Source organism: Bradyrhizobium sp. CCBAU 45389 (assembly GCF_028128625.1).
Taxonomy (GTDB): domain Bacteria; phylum Pseudomonadota; class Alphaproteobacteria; order Rhizobiales; family Xanthobacteraceae; genus Bradyrhizobium; species Bradyrhizobium liaoningense_B.
Genome location: NZ_LBIY01000088.1, coordinates 48265 through 63970 on the forward strand (window position 1 = coordinate 48265; position 15706 = coordinate 63970).

General features: G+C 64.0%; 16 protein-coding genes. 9 read left to right on the forward strand and 7 right to left on the reverse strand.

What is annotated here, in order from left to right; translation table 11 throughout:
* Nucleotides 1-512: 512 nt before the first annotated feature.
* Nucleotides 513-812: a hypothetical protein gene (locus XH79_RS18115; RefSeq protein WP_212336434.1), complete on the reverse strand. Its 300-nt coding sequence runs from the start codon at nt 810-812 to the stop codon at nt 513-515.
* A gap of 912 nt (nt 813-1724) precedes the next feature.
* Here XH79_RS18115 and XH79_RS18120 point away from each other — a divergent pair.
* Complete coding sequence (locus tag XH79_RS18120) at nt 1725-1916, forward strand: hypothetical protein (RefSeq protein ID WP_212336436.1); 192 nt, start codon at nt 1725-1727, stop codon at nt 1914-1916.
* Nucleotides 1917-1967: 51 nt separating this feature from the next.
* Here XH79_RS18120 and XH79_RS18125 read toward each other — a convergent pair whose 3' ends face one another.
* Nucleotides 1968-2192: a hypothetical protein gene (locus tag XH79_RS18125; protein WP_212336438.1), complete on the reverse strand. Its 225-nt coding sequence runs from the start codon at nt 2190-2192 to the stop codon at nt 1968-1970.
* Between the two features lie 254 nt (nt 2193-2446).
* Between XH79_RS18125 and XH79_RS18130 the strand changes: the two genes are divergently transcribed.
* Nucleotides 2447-2764, forward strand: a complete 318-nt coding sequence (locus tag XH79_RS18130; protein WP_212336440.1) for a DUF1476 domain-containing protein — start codon at nt 2447-2449, stop codon at nt 2762-2764.
* Nucleotides 2765-2783: 19 nt separating this feature from the next.
* Here XH79_RS18130 and XH79_RS18135 read toward each other — a convergent pair whose 3' ends face one another.
* Nucleotides 2784-3254 carry a GNAT family N-acetyltransferase gene (locus XH79_RS18135; protein ID WP_271582493.1) on the reverse strand — a complete coding sequence of 157 codons (471 nt, stop codon included), beginning with the start codon at nt 3252-3254 and terminating at the stop codon, nt 2784-2786.
* Between the two features lie 41 nt (nt 3255-3295).
* A complete protein-coding gene (locus XH79_RS18140; RefSeq protein WP_018641972.1) occupies nt 3296-3874 on the reverse strand; it encodes a TIGR00645 family protein in 579 nt (192 codons plus the stop codon).
* 217 nt (nt 3875-4091) lie between these two features.
* Between XH79_RS18140 and XH79_RS18145 the strand changes: the two genes are divergently transcribed.
* Nucleotides 4092-4325, forward strand: a complete 234-nt coding sequence (locus XH79_RS18145; protein ID WP_271582582.1) for a hypothetical protein — start codon at nt 4092-4094, stop codon at nt 4323-4325.
* Between the two features lie 21 nt (nt 4326-4346).
* Here the strand turns inward: XH79_RS18145 and XH79_RS18150 are convergent, their stop codons facing one another.
* Entirely contained in the window at nt 4347-4475 is a 129-nt protein-coding gene (locus XH79_RS18150; RefSeq protein ID WP_271582494.1) for a hypothetical protein, read from the reverse strand.
* Between the two features lie 807 nt (nt 4476-5282).
* Between XH79_RS18150 and XH79_RS18155 the strand changes: the two genes are divergently transcribed.
* Nucleotides 5283-6218, forward strand: a complete 936-nt coding sequence (locus XH79_RS18155; RefSeq protein ID WP_271582495.1) for a septal ring lytic transglycosylase RlpA family protein — start codon at nt 5283-5285, stop codon at nt 6216-6218.
* 42 nt (nt 6219-6260) lie between these two features.
* Here XH79_RS18155 and XH79_RS18160 read toward each other — a convergent pair whose 3' ends face one another.
* A complete protein-coding gene (locus tag XH79_RS18160; protein WP_271582496.1) occupies nt 6261-10484 on the reverse strand; it encodes a beta strand repeat-containing protein in 4224 nt (1407 codons plus the stop codon).
* Between the two features lie 507 nt (nt 10485-10991).
* Here XH79_RS18160 and XH79_RS18165 point away from each other — a divergent pair.
* From XH79_RS18165 to XH79_RS18180, 4 genes are all read left to right on the forward strand, one after another.
* On the forward strand, nt 10992-11534 hold the full coding sequence (locus XH79_RS18165; protein WP_212336446.1) for a phage tail protein: 543 nt from the start codon (nt 10992-10994) through the stop codon (nt 11532-11534).
* Nucleotides 11535-11640: 106 nt separating this feature from the next.
* Nucleotides 11641-12168 (forward strand): phage tail protein, encoded by a 528-nt coding sequence (locus XH79_RS18170; RefSeq protein ID WP_271582497.1) that lies wholly within the window; start codon nt 11641-11643, stop codon nt 12166-12168.
* Nucleotides 12169-12205: 37 nt separating this feature from the next.
* On the forward strand, nt 12206-12754 hold the full coding sequence (locus tag XH79_RS18175; RefSeq protein WP_212336450.1) for a phage tail protein: 549 nt from the start codon (nt 12206-12208) through the stop codon (nt 12752-12754).
* A gap of 23 nt (nt 12755-12777) precedes the next feature.
* Nucleotides 12778-13296: a GNAT family N-acetyltransferase gene (locus XH79_RS18180; protein ID WP_271582498.1), complete on the forward strand. Its 519-nt coding sequence runs from the start codon at nt 12778-12780 to the stop codon at nt 13294-13296.
* 36 nt (nt 13297-13332) lie between these two features.
* On the opposite strand, the gene XH79_RS18185 is transcribed toward XH79_RS18180, so the two are convergent.
* Nucleotides 13333-14289: an alpha/beta fold hydrolase gene (locus XH79_RS18185; protein WP_271582499.1), complete on the reverse strand. Its 957-nt coding sequence runs from the start codon at nt 14287-14289 to the stop codon at nt 13333-13335.
* A gap of 152 nt (nt 14290-14441) precedes the next feature.
* Here XH79_RS18185 and XH79_RS18190 point away from each other — a divergent pair, with 152 nt between their 5' ends.
* Nucleotides 14442-15704: a D-alanyl-D-alanine carboxypeptidase family protein gene (locus XH79_RS18190; protein WP_271582500.1), complete on the forward strand. Its 1263-nt coding sequence runs from the start codon at nt 14442-14444 to the stop codon at nt 15702-15704.
* Nucleotides 15705-15706 lie beyond the last annotated feature (2 nt).

Below are 15706 nucleotides of genomic sequence, written 5' to 3' on the forward strand. Positions count from 1 at the left end.
GAGCGCAGTCCTTGCCGGTGCAAGCATTCCGGGAAAAAGCGGAAAGTTTCGACCGCGAATCATGTAAGCTCCACGGTGCGGCCGTTGTCCATTTGGAAGCCCCTATCGGCCGCAAATCTGGGAATGCGCGGCCTTGCTTTCTCTGCCCGGAGAGAGCAGGGCCGTTTTCATGATGGAGACCGCTTGGGGACCGCGCGAGACGCTAGTCCGGTTGCGACGTGGGTCGCCACTTCACAAAATCAAACTTGTCCTGCCGTTCTAGGACGATCGTCTTGCAATGGGCGCAGCAAAACCGGCGAGGCTCATGGTCGTTCGGGACTGATCGGTCTTGAATTGCCGCGTCGCATTTCGGGCAAGCAGAGATAACTTGCGTCGTCAAAATTGCCGTCGCTTCTGTTGAGGCAGGGCAATTGGAAGTGGTGCGACGGGCCGCCGGCTATATCGAGATGAAGAGCCGGCGGCCCACTTCAAGTATGAAGCGATGTTCCCGTTAGCGGGAATTTGTCTCGCTTCTATCGACGGTTCTTGTTTCTCTCGCAGAACAGAAGGCCCGCGACTTTTGACTTCGGCGCACTTGCTCCGCCTCCAGCTTCTGCAACGGTAAAGCTCGGGCTTACTCCGTTTGCGCCAAGCTGGAACGTGTTGCCGACCCCGGCAACTAAGGCTCCGGCAGCGGGCGTGTACTCCTGCCATCCTTTCGGACAGCTCGGCAGGTTGAAGGCCAGGACAGTATGCTCTGGCAGGTCCTGTGCCTGGGCCGGAAAGTTGAACGCGCTCAGAAAAACGATCGATAGTGCGGCAGCAATTCTCATGGCTTGCAATCCTCTCAGCTAAATGGTCACCGGCGCAGCATAGTTTGCGCAGTGTATTTCCGCGTGCCCAAACAGGAAGCTGTTGCACAAGATTGAGGCCCGCACGGCGGCCGCGCGATCGAGCTCGCGCGCAATCCCGCGCGCTCAGACCGCGCACCAAAGACGTTCGATTTGCTGAGTAGCTTCGCCACGCGCCGGTGATGATCACGCGTTTGACCAGGGGAGGACCCCGATCTGTGGCGGCCCGTCGCTCACCTCGTGCCGGCGGACGATATGGCCGGCGATCCGAATGAGGTCCCCGGAAGACCCGCCGGCCCGCACCGGCGGATCTTTCTCATCATGCGAAGCAGGCGACGATGGCTAGCACCACGTCGGCGCTGAGTTCGCCCGAATACATCCAGAGAGCAATTCCAGCACCGAGCGTCAGCGCAATCACCTTCAGAGCAATCATCTTCAGTCTCCCCTCAAATTCCGGGAAAAATTAGCAATGGTATGTTTCCGGGATGCTTCGAGCGGGGCGGTAAGTCGTTTCATTCACCGAACCGTTATCGGCGCTCGTCCCTGGCAGCGTCGCTGTGAGCCCCGGTTTGACGGAGCCGGCTCCGGCGACGGATTTTCCGAAAGTCGCAGAATGCCACTGTTTTGCCCGACGGGTCAAACGGCCATTCGCGGATGAGGAAAAGTCGTTGCGGCAGCACGACTTGGCTACTGTGCATGGGGTTGTTTTTCGACATTTTGTTGGAGCGGCCTCGAGGCAGGGCGGAGGGCTCCGAATTCCGCTTCGGGCAGGCGGCCGGTCGGCGCGACGGATTCTGCCGGTAAGAGCCTGAACAAACGGGCATTTCGGCTCGCCTTGCGCCCACGCGGGATCCGGCAGGCGGAACTCATTCCTCACCTCCGCGTTGTCTCGCCATGACTGAAGACCTGTCCTATCGACGCAAACCCCTGACCCCCGAACAGCGCCAGGCGCGCGATGCGGCTCGCCGGATCGAGGCCGAAAAGGCCATGCGCGATCACGAAGCGGCGCAGAAGGCGTTTTACGCCAACAAGGAACGGCTGAAGGCCGAGCGGCTCGCACGTGAAGCTGCGGCCGCAAAGGGCTGACCGCGTCCGGTCGCAGCGCACCAATATCGGCAGGATCGATCGTCCGGCGGCCTAGTGCCGCTTGGACATCCCCTTCACGCTCAAGGCCAGCTTGAGCGCCTGGACGGCTTCCGCGAATGCCCCGCGGGGCGAGCGTGCCTCGATGGCTTCGGCCGCGATGCGGCAATCGTTGGCGACCTTGAGCAACCCGCTTCGCGTCAGGTCCATGGTGGAAAGGGCGGCCTGCTCCAGGCAGAGGCGTTCAAGCCGTCGAAACTCGCGCAGATCTCTGTTCATGCGTCAGCTCTCGATGTCCCCCGGCCATGCGGCGCTGAGTCTGCCTAACAAAGGGTAAACATCTCCTCGTAGCCGATCTGGCTGGCACGGAGCTGGCGGCTACGGTGAATACTCCAAGCCTGCCGCAAGCGGCAGGCTTGACGGCGTGTGCCTTCCGCCGGAAGCTTCAAATGATCCTCAAGTGACGCGAAATACGGAGACGTTCGCTTTCAGCCAATCCGATCCCGTTCAGTGACAACGCAATGGAGCTGACCATGACCACGTTCGACAAGCGCGAGCAGGGCTTCGAGGCCAAATTCGCCCACGACGAGGAGCTCATGTTCAAGGTGACGGCCCGGTCCAACAAGCTGCTTGGAATCTGGGCCGCCAACCAGCTCGGCCTCAGCGGCGATGCCGCGGCAGGCTATGCGGCGGCGCTGGTGACGGAGCATCTGGAGAGCCGGACGATCGACGAGGTCCTGGACAAGGTGTCGGGCGATCTTGCCGGCAAGGGCGTGGCGCGTGAGCAGGTCGCCCAGAAGCTCCAGGAATGCCTGCACCAGGCCATGAAGCAACTCGAAGCAAAGGAGTGAGCGCCGCGCGGCGTGGTGCTCACAGCTCCATATGGATGATCTCGATGGGCTCGCCGCCGAGGCCGTGAGAGAACTGTCCTCGACCCGTGCTTCTGAAGCCGTAACGTCGGTAGAAGGCTTCGGCGTTGATCGTGGCTTCAAGGCGGATCGGCCCGCTATGGCCGCGCCGGGCCTGGGCCACGCCGATGTCGAGCAGGCGTTGCCCGACACCGGAGCCGGCCGCCGCCGGCAGCACGAACAATCGGGTGACCTCGCCGGGCTCGGCATCGACGAAACCGACGATGATTTCGTTGCGAACGCAGACCGTCATTCGGCCCTTGGCGATGAGCTCTTCGTAGAACCGGGGCGTCCGTTCGCCCATCCAGTTCTCGATCTGGGCCGGTGAATAGCATCCCCGCGACAGACCCGCGATCGAGGCCTTGGTGATGTCGAACACGGTCTCCGCGTCATCAGGGCACGCCGGCCTGAAGGAGATGTCGTCAGCGGGCATGGGGACTCCGGATCCAGACGGGGTATCGCGAATTGAACGCCTCACTCGGCGTGTCTGCGCATTCCGGAATCGCTGAGCTTGTCGACATAGGCAATTCCGAGCGCCGAGACGATGAAGGTGATGTGGATCAGCACCTGCCACATCACGCCGGTCTCGGTGAAGCCGGCGCGGCTCGAGCCGAGATTGCCGGCCTCGATGAAGGTGCGCAGCAGCGCGATCGAGGAGATGCCGATGATGGCCATGGCGAGCTTGATCTTCAGCACGCTGGCATTGACGTGGCCGAGCCATTCCGGCTCGTCCGGGTGGCCTTGGAGGTCGAGGCGCGAGACGAACGTCTCGTAGCCGCCGACGATGACCATCACCAGCAGATTGGAGATCATCACGACGTCGATCAGCGCCAGCACGCTCATCATGATCTGTTGCTCGGTGAGATCGATCGCGTGCCAGGAGAGATGCCAGAGCTCCTTCAGGAACAGCACGATGTAGACGCATTGCGCCACGATCAGCCCGAGATAGAGCGGCAGTTGCAGCCAGCGCGAGCCGAAGATGATCATCGGCAGCACGCCAAGGCGCGGCGAGGGCAGGCGGGGTTCGGTCCTTGGCTCAGGCTCAACCGACATTCAGGCAGCATCCTCGCGAGCAGAGACGATCTCGCTTTTCTCTACCCCGACAAGATGGCCGGCGGAAGACGTGCGGTGCACTTGGCGGGGCTTCCGGCGATCGCGCGGTTTCGTGCTAGCCTGGACACGGCCGTCGTGCGACGGCCGGATCGGGAGGCGTGAGGTGCGGAGCGGCTTTGGCGGCGGGCTTGGGAGAACCGCGCTTGTTGTGGCGATCATGCTCGGCGCCGGCGCCGGCGAGGTGTCGGCGACGCCGCTGACGCCGTTTCGCTACGAGGCGCAGGCGCAGCGCCATTGTCCGCATGACCAGGTGGTCTGGCTGGATTTCAGGAAGGGCGTCTACTACGGCAGGGGCCAGAAGCGCTACGGCCAGGGTTTTGACGGCAGCTTCGTCTGCCTCGGCGAAGCCCGCGAGAGTCGCTATCGCCGGTCACTGCTCGGCCTGCGCTGAGCGCGTGACTTCAGGCGCCGGTTATTTCTTGCCCGGCAGCTTCACCGGTACGTGCGGGGCGGTGCTGATGATGCGGGGGCTTCCGTCGGGATAGGTGCGGTCGCCGCGGATCAGCGATTCCAGAACCAGAAAAAATTTCTCGGCAAGCATTTGCGTCACCTTCGTTGGTGATGGCCTCTTGAAATAAGTCGAGGCGCCGAACGCAGAAATTCAATCAACTAAAAGGGAGCGGTGCAATCCGAAACGGACGGCACGCTGCATCGCGGTGTAGTTGTGGTTAGAGATGAGGAAAGGTGTGGTGGTGCTCAGCCGAAGGCCAGTGCCACCAGGCTCGAGCACAACAGCACCAAGCCGCCTGCGGTCAATGCCAGGAAGCCATCGGATACGAGGTCATGGTTACGCATGGGACACCTGCCGCTCTCGTCTTCGATGCTCGGTCGGATCTATCAAAAACTGTCCGAACGTGCCGCCTTGAAAGAGGTGATGCTTGCCGACCTCGCGAGTGCCTTCAGGCCCTCGTCCGGTAACCTTCGAACGCATGGGCCAGGAAGATCCCCGCGCTTACCAGACCCATCAGTGCCGAAACCGTCTCGATCATCGTTAAATTCCAAATCCCGCCCTTGCATGCGACAGAACGCGTGCGGCCTTGCACAGTCAAAAGAATTCCAGTGAGCGGCGTGACAATGGGGGTGGAGTGAGGATTTGGCGCAACAGAATGTCCAGGAGTGGCACAGAGCGGGGCGGCTGCGCTCCGTAGATCAACGGGGACAAACGAACGTGGCGTTTACCATCCCGGCGTGATCGCCGCGGGCTCCCCATTTCCGCCGTGTTCGGGTTGCGTTATCGTTACCACGTCCGATGCGGTGGTGGGCCGCTTCGGAGCAAAGGACCGGACAGCGCGCGCTCGTCACCCAAAGCGGGTTGGGTACGCCTCCGGCGGAATGGTATTTGGGGCGAATGGGGATCCGACGGTCAGATTCGGTTTTGCGGGCCGCGCGTGGGGTTGCGGCGGCCGCGACCTGCCTCGCGCTCGCCAATTGCGCGTCCTCCAGCAAATTCGCCAGCCGCGTCGATCCGAAGTACGGCGTGTCCTCGAGCCCCCGGGTCGTGGCCTGGGGCGATCCGGTCCCGAAGGGCGGCGGCACCTACCGCATCGGCAAGCCCTATGTGGTGGCCGGCAAGACCTACGTGCCGGAGGAGGACGTCAACTACCGCGCCGAGGGTATGGCGTCCTGGTACGGCGATGATTTCCACGGCCGCCTGACCGCCAATGGCGAAGTGTTCGACATGGGCTCGCTGACCGCGGCGCATCCGACCCTGCCGATGCCGTCCTATGCGCGCGTGACCAACGTGTCGAACGGCAAGTCGCTGATCGTCCGCGTCAATGACCGCGGGCCCTATCACGGCAACCGGCTCATCGACGTCTCGAACAAAGCCGCCGAATTGCTTGAATTCAAAGGAAATGGCGTCGCCAAGGTCCGCGTCGAATATGTCGGCCGGGCGCCGCTCGAAGGTTCCGACGACCGCCAGCTGATGGCCACCCTGCGTACCGGGATCCCGGCGCCGTCGCCCTCGATGGTCCGTGTCGCCTCGGCGAAGCCCTTCGTTCCCGAGCTACCGTCATCGACCCGCGGCGCCATTCGCGGCGAGGTTCCGATGCCGGAGGGGCGGCCCTACAATCTCGGCAATACCTCGGCCGACATGGCCTCGCTCAATGCGACCTCGGAAATGTCGGCCTCGAGCCGCAGCCGGGGCCGGGCGCTCCAGAACGCCCGCGCCGTGTCCTATGACGAGGACGGCCGCTACGCGAGCGAGAGCGCGCCGTCCGCCGGCTATGCCTCGGACGGCGCCGCCGAAGCCCGCAGCATCCTCAGCGGCCGCGGCCTCTACTAAGCAAGCAAATCCAACCGGCGCGTTGCGGCATTGCCTGGCCGATCAGAACGGGATGCGTGCGCGTCCTGTGAACGTCCAGATCTGCGTGTTGCCGCCGATGCCGCCGAGCTCGGCGCCGAAGCCGACCGTGGCGCCACCGGCAAGCCTTGCGCCGATACCGCCCGTGACACGCGCTGACCAGCCCTGGAGCAGCGGCGTCGAAGCCAGTGGGATGCCGCCCGCGGCAATGATTGCGGCGGCATCGTCCTGGGTGAAGTAGTAGTCGGCATAGACGCCGGCATAGGGCAGCAGCAGCACGCTATCGAGCCAGGGCACGGGGTAGGAGACCCTGTTGCCCGCCGAGGCGCGGCCGCTCGAGAACGTCCGGGCGGCCTGCGGGGTGCCGAGCGAATCGACATAGGCGTTTTCCCGTTCCCACAGCGCGTACACCTTGGCCGACGGCTCGATGTTGAAATTGGCCCAGCTGTAGCTGCCGGTGAAGCCGGTCGCGAACATCCAGCGATTGCCGTTGAAATTGCCCTGCGCCGTGCCGGAGATGCCGTCGTAGCCGATGCCGGAATAGGTCACCGCCGCGTCGTAACGCAGCGTCGGGATGATCTTCCACCCGAGATAGGCGCCGACGGTCCAGCCGTCGCCCTTCAGCTTTCCGTTGATGTCGGTCTCGGTGTAGCTGAAATTCTCGTAGCCGCCGACGACGCCAACCAGAAGATTGGGAGCGGCCCGGTAGGTCAGCCCGGAGAGCAGGTTGACCTGCTGGCCGTAGAGCGTGGCCTGGGTTGCCCCTTGACCGATATTGCCGGACGAGCCCCAGCGGTCGATGCCGGTGCCCCGTACGTCGATCCAGAAGAGCCAGTCCTTCTGCGGCTTGAACCGCGCGGGCGGTGCCTTGGTCGGCGCCGCCCGATCGATCGCGGCGAAGGCGTCGTCGATCCGGGAAGCCCCTGCGGCCCGGCCGGTTCTGCCGGAGCGTCCGTCGCCGGCATAGGCATTGGCGCCCTGAGGATCGATAGGACGGCCGGCCGGCGACTCATCGTCGCCATCGGGCGCGGCGGCGAAGTTGACGCGAACGCTGCCGCCGCCCGGCGTGATGTATTGTCCGCCGTTGCTGAAGCCTTCGGAGATGGCGGTGTCGATGGCGCCGGAGATCGCCTGTCCCGAGCTTTGTGCGACGACCTTGGTGACGTTGAGCTGAAGCGCGCGCAGCCTGGCGCTGTCGGCAGGAATATCCACCGACTGGGTCAGGGCAGGCGAGGTCGAGGTATTGAACGCCGGCGAGCCGCTATAGGTCGCGGTGATCGTGTGATTGCCGACGGCAAGCGTGGTCGTCGCGAAAGTCGCAAGGCCCGCCGACAACGTCGACGTCCCGATCGCCGCGCCGCCGTCGTTGAATGTGACCGTTCCGGTCGGCGTTCCGCCCGGACTGGTTACCTTGGCGGTGAAGGTGACGGACTGGCCGTAGCTGCTCGGATTTTGTGACGACGTCAACTCGGTCGCCGTCGTCGAGGACAGATAGGTGAACCGGTCAGCGGCCGAGGTGGGCGACGTGCCGCCGACAGTGGTCACCGTGACGTCCACCGTGCCGGAGCCGGCCGGCGAGGTCGCCGTGATCGACGTCGCCGAATTCACGGTAAAGCCCGTTGCGTTGTTGGCGCCGAATTTCACGGCGGTGGCGCCGGTAAAGCCAGAGCCGGTGATCACCACGCTCGTGTTGCCGACTGCGGGGCCGGATGTCGGCGAGATTGAGGTGACGGCGGGCGCCGGCGAGTAGTTGAACTGATCCGACGCGGATGTGGCGGATGTCCCTCCTGGTGTCGTCACGGTGATATCGACGGTGCCGGCGCCGGCAGGGGAGGTCGCCGTAATCGAGGTCGCCGAGTTGACGGTGAAACCCGTCGCATTCGTCGTGCCGAACTTGACGGCGGTCGCACCGGACAATCCGGTGCCCGTGATGGTGACCGACGTTCCGCCCGTGGTCGGGCCTGCATTCGGCGACACCGACGTCACTGTCGGAGCGGCGGCGTAGGTGAACTGATCCGCGGCGGAGGTAGCCGACGTTCCGCCCGGCGTCGTGACGGTGAGATCTACGGTGCCCGCTCCGGGCGGCGAGGGCACGGTGATCTGCGTTGCCGAGTTGACGGTGAAACCCGCCGCATTTGTCGCTCCGAACTTGACGGCGGTCGCACCGGTGAAATTGGTCCCGGTGATCGTCACCGGCGTGCCGCCGGCCAGGGGGCCGCCCGTCGGCGAAATCGACGTCACCGTCGGTGTGCCGAAATAGGTGAACTGGTCCGCTGCCGATGTTGCGGATGTGCCACCGGTGGTCGTCACGCTGACGTCGACGACGCCGGTCCCGGGCGGCGAGCTCGCGGTGATCTGTGTTGCGGAATTGACCGTAAAGCCTGTCGCAGCCGCCGCGCCGAATTTCACGGCGGTTGCCCCGGTGAAATTCGTGCCGGTGATGGTCACTGTCGTGCCGCCAGCCTGCGGGCCGAGGGTCGGCGAGATCGAGGTGACGGTCGGCGTCGCAACATAGGTGAACTGGTCCGGCGCAGAGGTCGCCGAGGTGCCACCGGCTGTCGTCACCCTGATGTCGACGGTGCCGGCCCCGGCCGGCGAGGTCGCGGTGATCTGGGTCGCGGAATTGACGGTGAAGCCCGTCGCCGCCGTCGCGCCGAACGTCACCGCGGTCGCACCGGTGAAATTGGTGCCGGTGATGGTCACCGTGGTGCCGCCGGTACCTGGACCTGCGGTCGGCGAAATCGAGGTGACCGTTGGTGCAGCGACATAGGTGAACTGATCGGCGGCCGAGGTCGCCGACGTCCCGCCAGGCGTCGTGACGGTGATGTCGACAGTGCCGCTGCCCGCAGGCGACGTCGCGGTAATCTGGGTCGCGGAATTGACGGTGAAGCCTGTTGCCGCCGTTGCGCCGAATGTCACCGCCGTCGCGCCAGACAAATTGGTGCCGGTGATGATCACGCTCGTGCCGCCGGTTTGCGGACCTGACGTCGGCGAGATCGAGGTCACGCTCGGTGGGCCGAAATAGGTGAACTGGTCAGCTGCCGAGGTTGCTGACGTGCCGCCCGGCGTTGTGACCCTGACGTCGACCGTTCCGGCCGCCCCCGCAGGCGAGATCGCGGTGATCGTCGTCGCGTTGACGAACGTGAAGCCGGCCGCCGCCGTCGCGCCAAAGGTTACGGCCGTGACGCCGGTGAAATTGGTGCCGGTGATCGTCACCGATGTGCCGCCGCCTGTGGGGCCGGCCGTCGGTGAGATCGAGGTGACCGTGGGGGCGGCGATATAGGTGAACTGGTCCGCCGCCGACGTGGCCGATGTGCCGCCGGTTGTCGTCACCCTGACGTCGACGGTGCCGGTCCCCGCCGGCGCGGTCGCGGTGATCTGGGTCGCGGAATTGACGGTGAAGCCAGTCGCAGCCGTCGCACCGAAGGTCACTGCCGATGCACCCGAGAAATTGGTGCCGGTGATCGTCACCGTCGTGCCGCCTGCGCTCGGACCCGACGTCGGCGAGATCGACGTGACCGTCGGCGCGGCGACATAGGTAAACTGGTCGGCCGCTGAGGTCGCCGACGTTCCCGCTGACGTCGTGACCGTGACGTCGACGGTCCCTGCCGCTCCGGCCGGAGAGGTCGCCGTGATCTGGGTATTGGAGTTGACGGTGTAACTCGCCGCATTGGTGGCGCCGAACTTCACGCCGCCGGCGCCAGTGGTCGTGCTGAGATTGGTGCCGGTGATGATCACCGTTGTGCCGCCGGTAGTTGGGCCGGCTGTCGGCGATATCGAAGTCACGGTCGGCGGGTTGGGCAGATTGACCGTGATCGTGAACGAGGTGTCGGTGAGATGGACGCCGGAGGTACAAGGTACGCTCTGCGAACAGGAGCTCGTGTACCAGAGGGTGATCGTATCGGTGCCGGATCCGGAAAGTGTATTGATCTGGATGTCGTATTCATCGGTATGCTGGTTGTTGACCCCGTTGTTGACGGGGACCAGCGTGTACGTGGCCTTGGCTGTCGTGTAGCTCAGGTTCGTGAGGCTCAACCCCCCGGCGGTCATCGGATAATTGTTGAAGGCATCAATGCTCGGATTGGTGCCGTTCGAGGAGCCGTAGAGACCCCAGCGTACCGTATCGTCGCTCACGCAGAGACCGACCGCATTGCCGGCCCCGGTCCCGGTCATCGTGATCGTGCCGCCGGTCGGCGAGGCTGACGAAAAATTGCACGCCGCGTTCGCCGCGACCATGGCGCCGAGCATCAGGACGACCGCGATGCAGATGCGTTGAACCGCGCGCCAAAGAGTCCGCGAGACGGCTCCGCCGTTATGCGCGGAGACCGCCGATTCCCCGCTTATTTCTGGCACGGCCACCGCAATTGCGTGACTCACCGGCCCCCCTTCGCGGCACCCTTTCAAAGAGTTCCGCCCTGAAATCCCTGATTGTGTAAATTTTCACGTATATCGTTGCGTGCATTTGGCTGAGACGCGGTGCAGAACGCAAGCGGTGAGCGGGCCAAACCGTTGAAGGCCTTGCCCGTAACGCAACTTTCCAGCGAACCGTTGCGCAACGGCAACAAAAGCGTGATCGTGTAAAGATACTCTATACGACAACAGGCGTATTTCAGGTTGCGCTGGAGCTTGACTGTTGACGCGAGCTGATTAACAATCTTGGCGAGTAGATCGTCTGTCGTTCATTTTTTAATTTAGAAGCTGTCGTCGTCGCATCGCGACACGACGGGACGCCTGATCTTTTTTTGGGGAGGGGTCATGCCGTACCAGCCAGTTATCGGCCAGATCATGCCTTTTGCGGGCGCCATCGTTCCCAGAGGCTGGGCGCAATGCAACGGTGCGTTGCTAGCCATCCCAACCAATCAGGCGCTGTTCTCGCTGCTCGGCACGTATTACGGCGGTGACGGCGTGCGAACCTTCGGGCTTCCGGATCTTCGGGGCCGCGCCATCCTCGGCTCGTCAGGCGGTAGCGGCCAATATCCCCTGGGTATGATCGGCGGATCGATGTCGGTCACGCTCACCGCGCCTCAATTGCCCGCTCACAACCATCTGATCCAGGTGATTGCGACGCAGGGAAGTGGACGCGGTGCTCCGGCTGCCGGCAACATCTTCGGCACGAACACGCTCCCATCCGATAATCCGAAGAAGATTTTTGGAACAGCCGGGAGCGGGGACACGCCATTGGCGTCCGGCACCAATCTGGTGAACGAAGGCGGAGGCCAGCCGCACAACAACATGCAGCCCTATCTCGCCATCAGCTATCTGATCGCGACGCAGGGAATTTATCCGACACGAAACTAGGCGGCTGCACAGCGACACTTTCGCGGCCGAATTCTTTTCACATCAATTTCGAAGACTGGCGCATTCCCCGATCGTATCGGGGCGCCCGGGCAGAGGATCAGAAGCAATGTCAGATCCGTTTGTTGGCGAGATCAGGTTGTTCGGCTTTCCGCGGGTGCCCACTGGCTGGTTCGCGTGCAATGGTCAGGCGATGTCGATTTCGCAATATCAGGCGCTCTACACCGTGATCGGCACCACCTATGGCGGCGATGGCGTCAATACCTTCAATCTTCCCGATCTTCGCGGCCGCGTTCCGATCGGACAGGGACAGGGGCAAGGCTTCCCGTTCTATGTGCTGGGCCAGATCGGAGGAGAGGAAACGCATACGCTGGTCGAAGGCGAAATGCCGACCCACAGTCATGCCCTGATGTCCTCGACAGGGACGGGAGAGACGTCTGCGCCCGGACAGACGGTCCATCTTGCCACTGCATCAACGGGCAATCTCTACGCGCCCGTTGCGAACGCAGCGCCCTACGCGACGATGGCCGCCTGCGTCACCCCGGCGGGCAACAGCATCGGGCACAACAACATGATGCCGACCGTCGTTGCCAACTACTGCATCTGCAACGACGGCATCTTCCCTTCGCCCGGCTAGCCTGCGCCGGCTCCGTATTCAGTCTCGAGGAGACACCATGTCAGATCCGTATATTGGCGAAATACAGGCCTTTACGTTTCAGTTTGCCACAAGCGGATTCAACTATGCCTGGCTGCCATGCTTTGGCCAGCTCATGCCAATTCAGGGTTACAGCCCGCTATTTTCGCTGATCGGTACTTATTACGGCGGCAATGGCACGACCAATTTCGCGCTGCCGAATCTGAACGGTTCGATCGCGATCAGCCAGGGCCAGGGTCCGGGATTGCAGAACTACGACATCGGCGAGGTCGTCGGCAGTCCGACGGTCAACCTGATCTCGGGCGAGATGGCGATCCACACGCACGCCCTGCAACTCGGCGCTGGCAACGCAACGAACGCCGTCCCGGGTCCCGGAACGTCGGCGAACATGGTTGCGATCGATCCCCAGTTCAATGGCTTCATCGCTCCGCCCGGCAACCTCACCTTGGCGGCCAATGCCGTCACGCTGACCGGGCAGGGGCTCCCCCACGACAACATGCAGCCGACCCAGGCCATCATCTGGTGTATCGCCTATGCGGGAATCTTTCCGTCCTTCGGCAGTTCCTGAACGGCGCGGCGCTGCGTGACGGTATGATCGACGGAATCTCGCTCGACATCGCCCCGGACGATCCGGCTCTGCGGATTCGGTCCGATAGCCCGATCGACGCGCCGTTCATCCGGCATCTGTTCGAGGAGGTGAGGACAGCCCAATTTACCGCAACGGGCTTGTCCGGACCGATCGTCAGGCAGATCATTGCGCAACAGTTCCGCAGCCAGATGGCCGGGTACGCCGCGCAATTTCCAGGCGCGATTTCACTGATCGTCACGCGAGACAGGGCCGCGATCGGCCGGCTGCTGCTTCATTGCGCGCGCGAGCGCTGGCACATCATCGACATTGCGCTGCTGCCGGCCGATTGCGGTCGAGGTGCCGGGACGAAGATCGTCGAGGCTCTCGGAACGGGCGCGCGGAGGCAGGGCGTCCCGGCGCTGACGCTCACGGTGCTCGCAGGCAACCAAGCTGCGCGCCGGTTCTACCAGCGGCAAGGATTTGCCGACACCGGACCAGTGGGCGCCGCACACGTCGCGATGCGGAAGGATCTCGCGGCCTAAAGTGCGAAACCGCTTCGCACTTTTCCGGATCATGCTTCAGCGCGCCGCCGCCTCGCGCAGGAAGCCTGCCAGCGCCGCATTCACCTCTTCGGGCCGCTCCTGCTGCACCCAATGGCCGGCGCCCTCGATGATCAGCTTCCGCTTGAGATTGGGGAGCACGCGCTCGAGCTCGTTGACGCGCTTGGCCCCGATCAGCCCGGTGATGACGGCGTCTTTCGAACCGGCAATGAAGAGGGACGGCTGGTGGATCTGTGCATTCTGCCAGGGCGCCGTCAGCTCCCAGTTTCGGTCGAGGTTGCGATACCAGTTCAGCCCGCCGCGGAAGCCGCACTTGCGGAAGGCCTCGGTGAAATAGGCGAGGTCAGCCTCGCTGAGCCAGGCGGGCAGCGGCTCTCCGGCGGTCGCGTGGCCGAGAAAGCCCTTGCCCTCCTGCACGAACATGGCGGCAGTGGGATCGGCGAGGCCGCGTCCGCCGAGCACGATGCGCATGGTGCGAGCAACGTCTCGCTCGAGTTCGGCCTCGGCGACGCCCGGCGCCTGGAAATACTGCCAGTAGAAGTTGGTCACGCCGCCCTCGCGCAGCAGGTCGAGCGGCTTGCCACGGCCGCGGAACGGCGGCGGCACGCTCAGGCCTGCCACCGCCGTGAAGATGTCGGGCCGAAACAGCGCCGCATGCCAGGCCACCGGCGCGCCCCAATCGTGGCCGACCACCATGGCCTTGCTCTCGCCGAGCGCCTGCACGAGGCCGACGACGTCACCGACGGTGTCGAAGATCGAGTAGGCGTTCACGTCGGCCGGCGCCGCGCTCTGGCCGTAGCCGCGCATGTCGGGGGCGACGACGTGAAACCCGGCGTCCGCCAACGCCGGGATCTGGTGGCGCCAGGAGTAGGACAGTTCCGGCCAGCCGTGGCAGAGCACGACCAGCGGACCCTGACCGGCTTCGCGGATGTACAGGTCGATCCCGTTGGCCTTGATCATGCGGGTGGAGGACATCGCTTTTCCGCCTTGTTTCAGGGGTTTGGTCGATAAATATAAGGTGTCACGATAGGGTCGTGACGAGAATCATGCAAACTCGGGCGCGGGCGCCAGCCTCGTGTTGTTCGCACCGGTTCCAGCTGTTAGAACGCCGCTCTCAGGGCTTCGCCATGGCATTTCGTCTTTTTTCGCTCCGTCGCACCCGGTTCACCGCCGGAGCGATGGCGCGCGGGCTGATCGCTGCCGTTCTGGTGGCGGGGATCGGCTGGGGCGGGACTCTCTATGCGGCCAACCAGAGCGTCCAGGGCGCCAAGAAGGCGGAAGACGCCGGTTTCGACGGCGATGCGCCCACCGCGATCCTGATCGAGGCCTCCAGCGGCAGCGTGCTGTTCGAGAAGAACGCCGACGAGCTGCGCGCGCCGTCCAGCATGATGAAGCTGATGACGGCCGAGGTCGTGTTCAACGCCATCAAGAAGGGCGACATGAAGCTGACCGACGAGTACCGGATCAGCGAGAATGCCTGGCGCAGGGGCGGCGCGCCCTCCGGCGGCTCGACCATGTTCGCCGCCATCAACAGCAAGGTCTCGGTCGACGATCTCCTGCATGGCGCGATCATCCAGAGCGGCAATGACGCCTGCATCGCGCTGGCCGAAGGCATGGCCGGAAACGAGCGGATCTTCGCCGCCGACTTCATGACCAAGCGCGCCCGCGAACTCGGCATGACGAAGTCGACCTTCGGCAATTCCAACGGTCTGCCCGACCCCGCCAACAAGATGACGGTGCGGGAGCTCGGCATCCTCGCCCGGCACATCATCCTGGACTTTCCGGAGTTCTACAAACTGTTCGGCGAGAAGGAGTACACCTGGAACAAGATCCGCCAGCCCAACCGCAATCCGCTGCTCAATTCGATGGAAGGCGCCGATGGCCTCAAGACCGGCTACACCAAGGAGGGCGGCTACGGCATGGTCGGCTCGGCGGTGCAGAACGGCACCCGGCTGATCGTCGTCGTCAACGGGCTGGAAGACCCCGAGGATCGCGCCACCGAAGCCAAGAAGATGCTGGAATGGGGCTTTCGCAATTTCGAGACCCGCACCCTGATCGCGGCCGATCAACCGGTCGGATACGCAAAAGTCTTCGGCGGCGAGAGCCGTTCGGTGAAGCTGGTCGCCAAGACGCCCGTGAAGGTGATGGTTCACAAGAACGGCAGCGACAAGCTGATCGCGCGCGTCGTGTATAAGGGGCCGGTGCGGGCGCCGGTCGAGGCCGGTCAGCAGGTCGGCGTGGTCAGGGTCTGGCGCAGCGGCAACATCGCGGTGGAGACGCCGGTCTATGCAGGCGAAGCGATCGGCACCGGCTCGACCATGCGGCGCGCGATCGACGGCGCCAGCGAGCTCGTGATCGGCATGTTCCGCGCGGGCGCCGAGAAGCTCTGATC

Excerpts from the sequence above, each read along its gene's own strand:
- XH79_RS18145 (WP_271582582.1), top strand. The coding sequence starts at position 4,092 with ATGCTCGGCGCCGGCGCCGGCGAGGTGTCGGCGACGCCGCTGACGCCG.
- XH79_RS18120 (WP_212336436.1), top strand. The coding sequence starts at position 1,725 with ATGACTGAAGACCTGTCCTATCGACGCAAACCCCTGACCCCCGAACAG.
- XH79_RS18175 (WP_212336450.1), top strand. The coding sequence starts at position 12,206 with ATGTCAGATCCGTATATTGGCGAAATACAGGCCTTTACGTTTCAGTTT.
- XH79_RS18155 (WP_271582495.1), top strand. The coding sequence starts at position 5,283 with ATGGGGATCCGACGGTCAGATTCGGTTTTGCGGGCCGCGCGTGGGGTT.
- XH79_RS18165 (WP_212336446.1), top strand. The coding sequence starts at position 10,992 with ATGCCGTACCAGCCAGTTATCGGCCAGATCATGCCTTTTGCGGGCGCC.
- XH79_RS18140 (WP_018641972.1), bottom strand. The coding sequence starts at position 3,874 with ATGTCGGTTGAGCCTGAGCCAAGGACCGAACCCCGCCTGCCCTCGCCG.
- XH79_RS18115 (WP_212336434.1), bottom strand. The coding sequence starts at position 812 with ATGAGAATTGCTGCCGCACTATCGATCGTTTTTCTGAGCGCGTTCAAC.
- XH79_RS18180 (WP_271582498.1), top strand. The coding sequence starts at position 12,778 with ATGATCGACGGAATCTCGCTCGACATCGCCCCGGACGATCCGGCTCTG.
- XH79_RS18185 (WP_271582499.1), bottom strand. The coding sequence starts at position 14,289 with ATGTCCTCCACCCGCATGATCAAGGCCAACGGGATCGACCTGTACATC.
- XH79_RS18135 (WP_271582493.1), bottom strand. The coding sequence starts at position 3,254 with ATGCCCGCTGACGACATCTCCTTCAGGCCGGCGTGCCCTGATGACGCG.
- XH79_RS18160 (WP_271582496.1), bottom strand. The coding sequence starts at position 10,484 with ATGCTCGGCGCCATGGTCGCGGCGAACGCGGCGTGCAATTTTTCGTCA.
- XH79_RS18190 (WP_271582500.1), top strand. The coding sequence starts at position 14,442 with ATGGCATTTCGTCTTTTTTCGCTCCGTCGCACCCGGTTCACCGCCGGA.
- XH79_RS18170 (WP_271582497.1), top strand. The coding sequence starts at position 11,641 with ATGTCAGATCCGTTTGTTGGCGAGATCAGGTTGTTCGGCTTTCCGCGG.
- XH79_RS18130 (WP_212336440.1), top strand. The coding sequence starts at position 2,447 with ATGACCACGTTCGACAAGCGCGAGCAGGGCTTCGAGGCCAAATTCGCC.
- XH79_RS18125 (WP_212336438.1), bottom strand. The coding sequence starts at position 2,192 with ATGAACAGAGATCTGCGCGAGTTTCGACGGCTTGAACGCCTCTGCCTG.
- XH79_RS18150 (WP_271582494.1), bottom strand. The coding sequence starts at position 4,475 with ATGCTTGCCGAGAAATTTTTTCTGGTTCTGGAATCGCTGATCCGCGGC.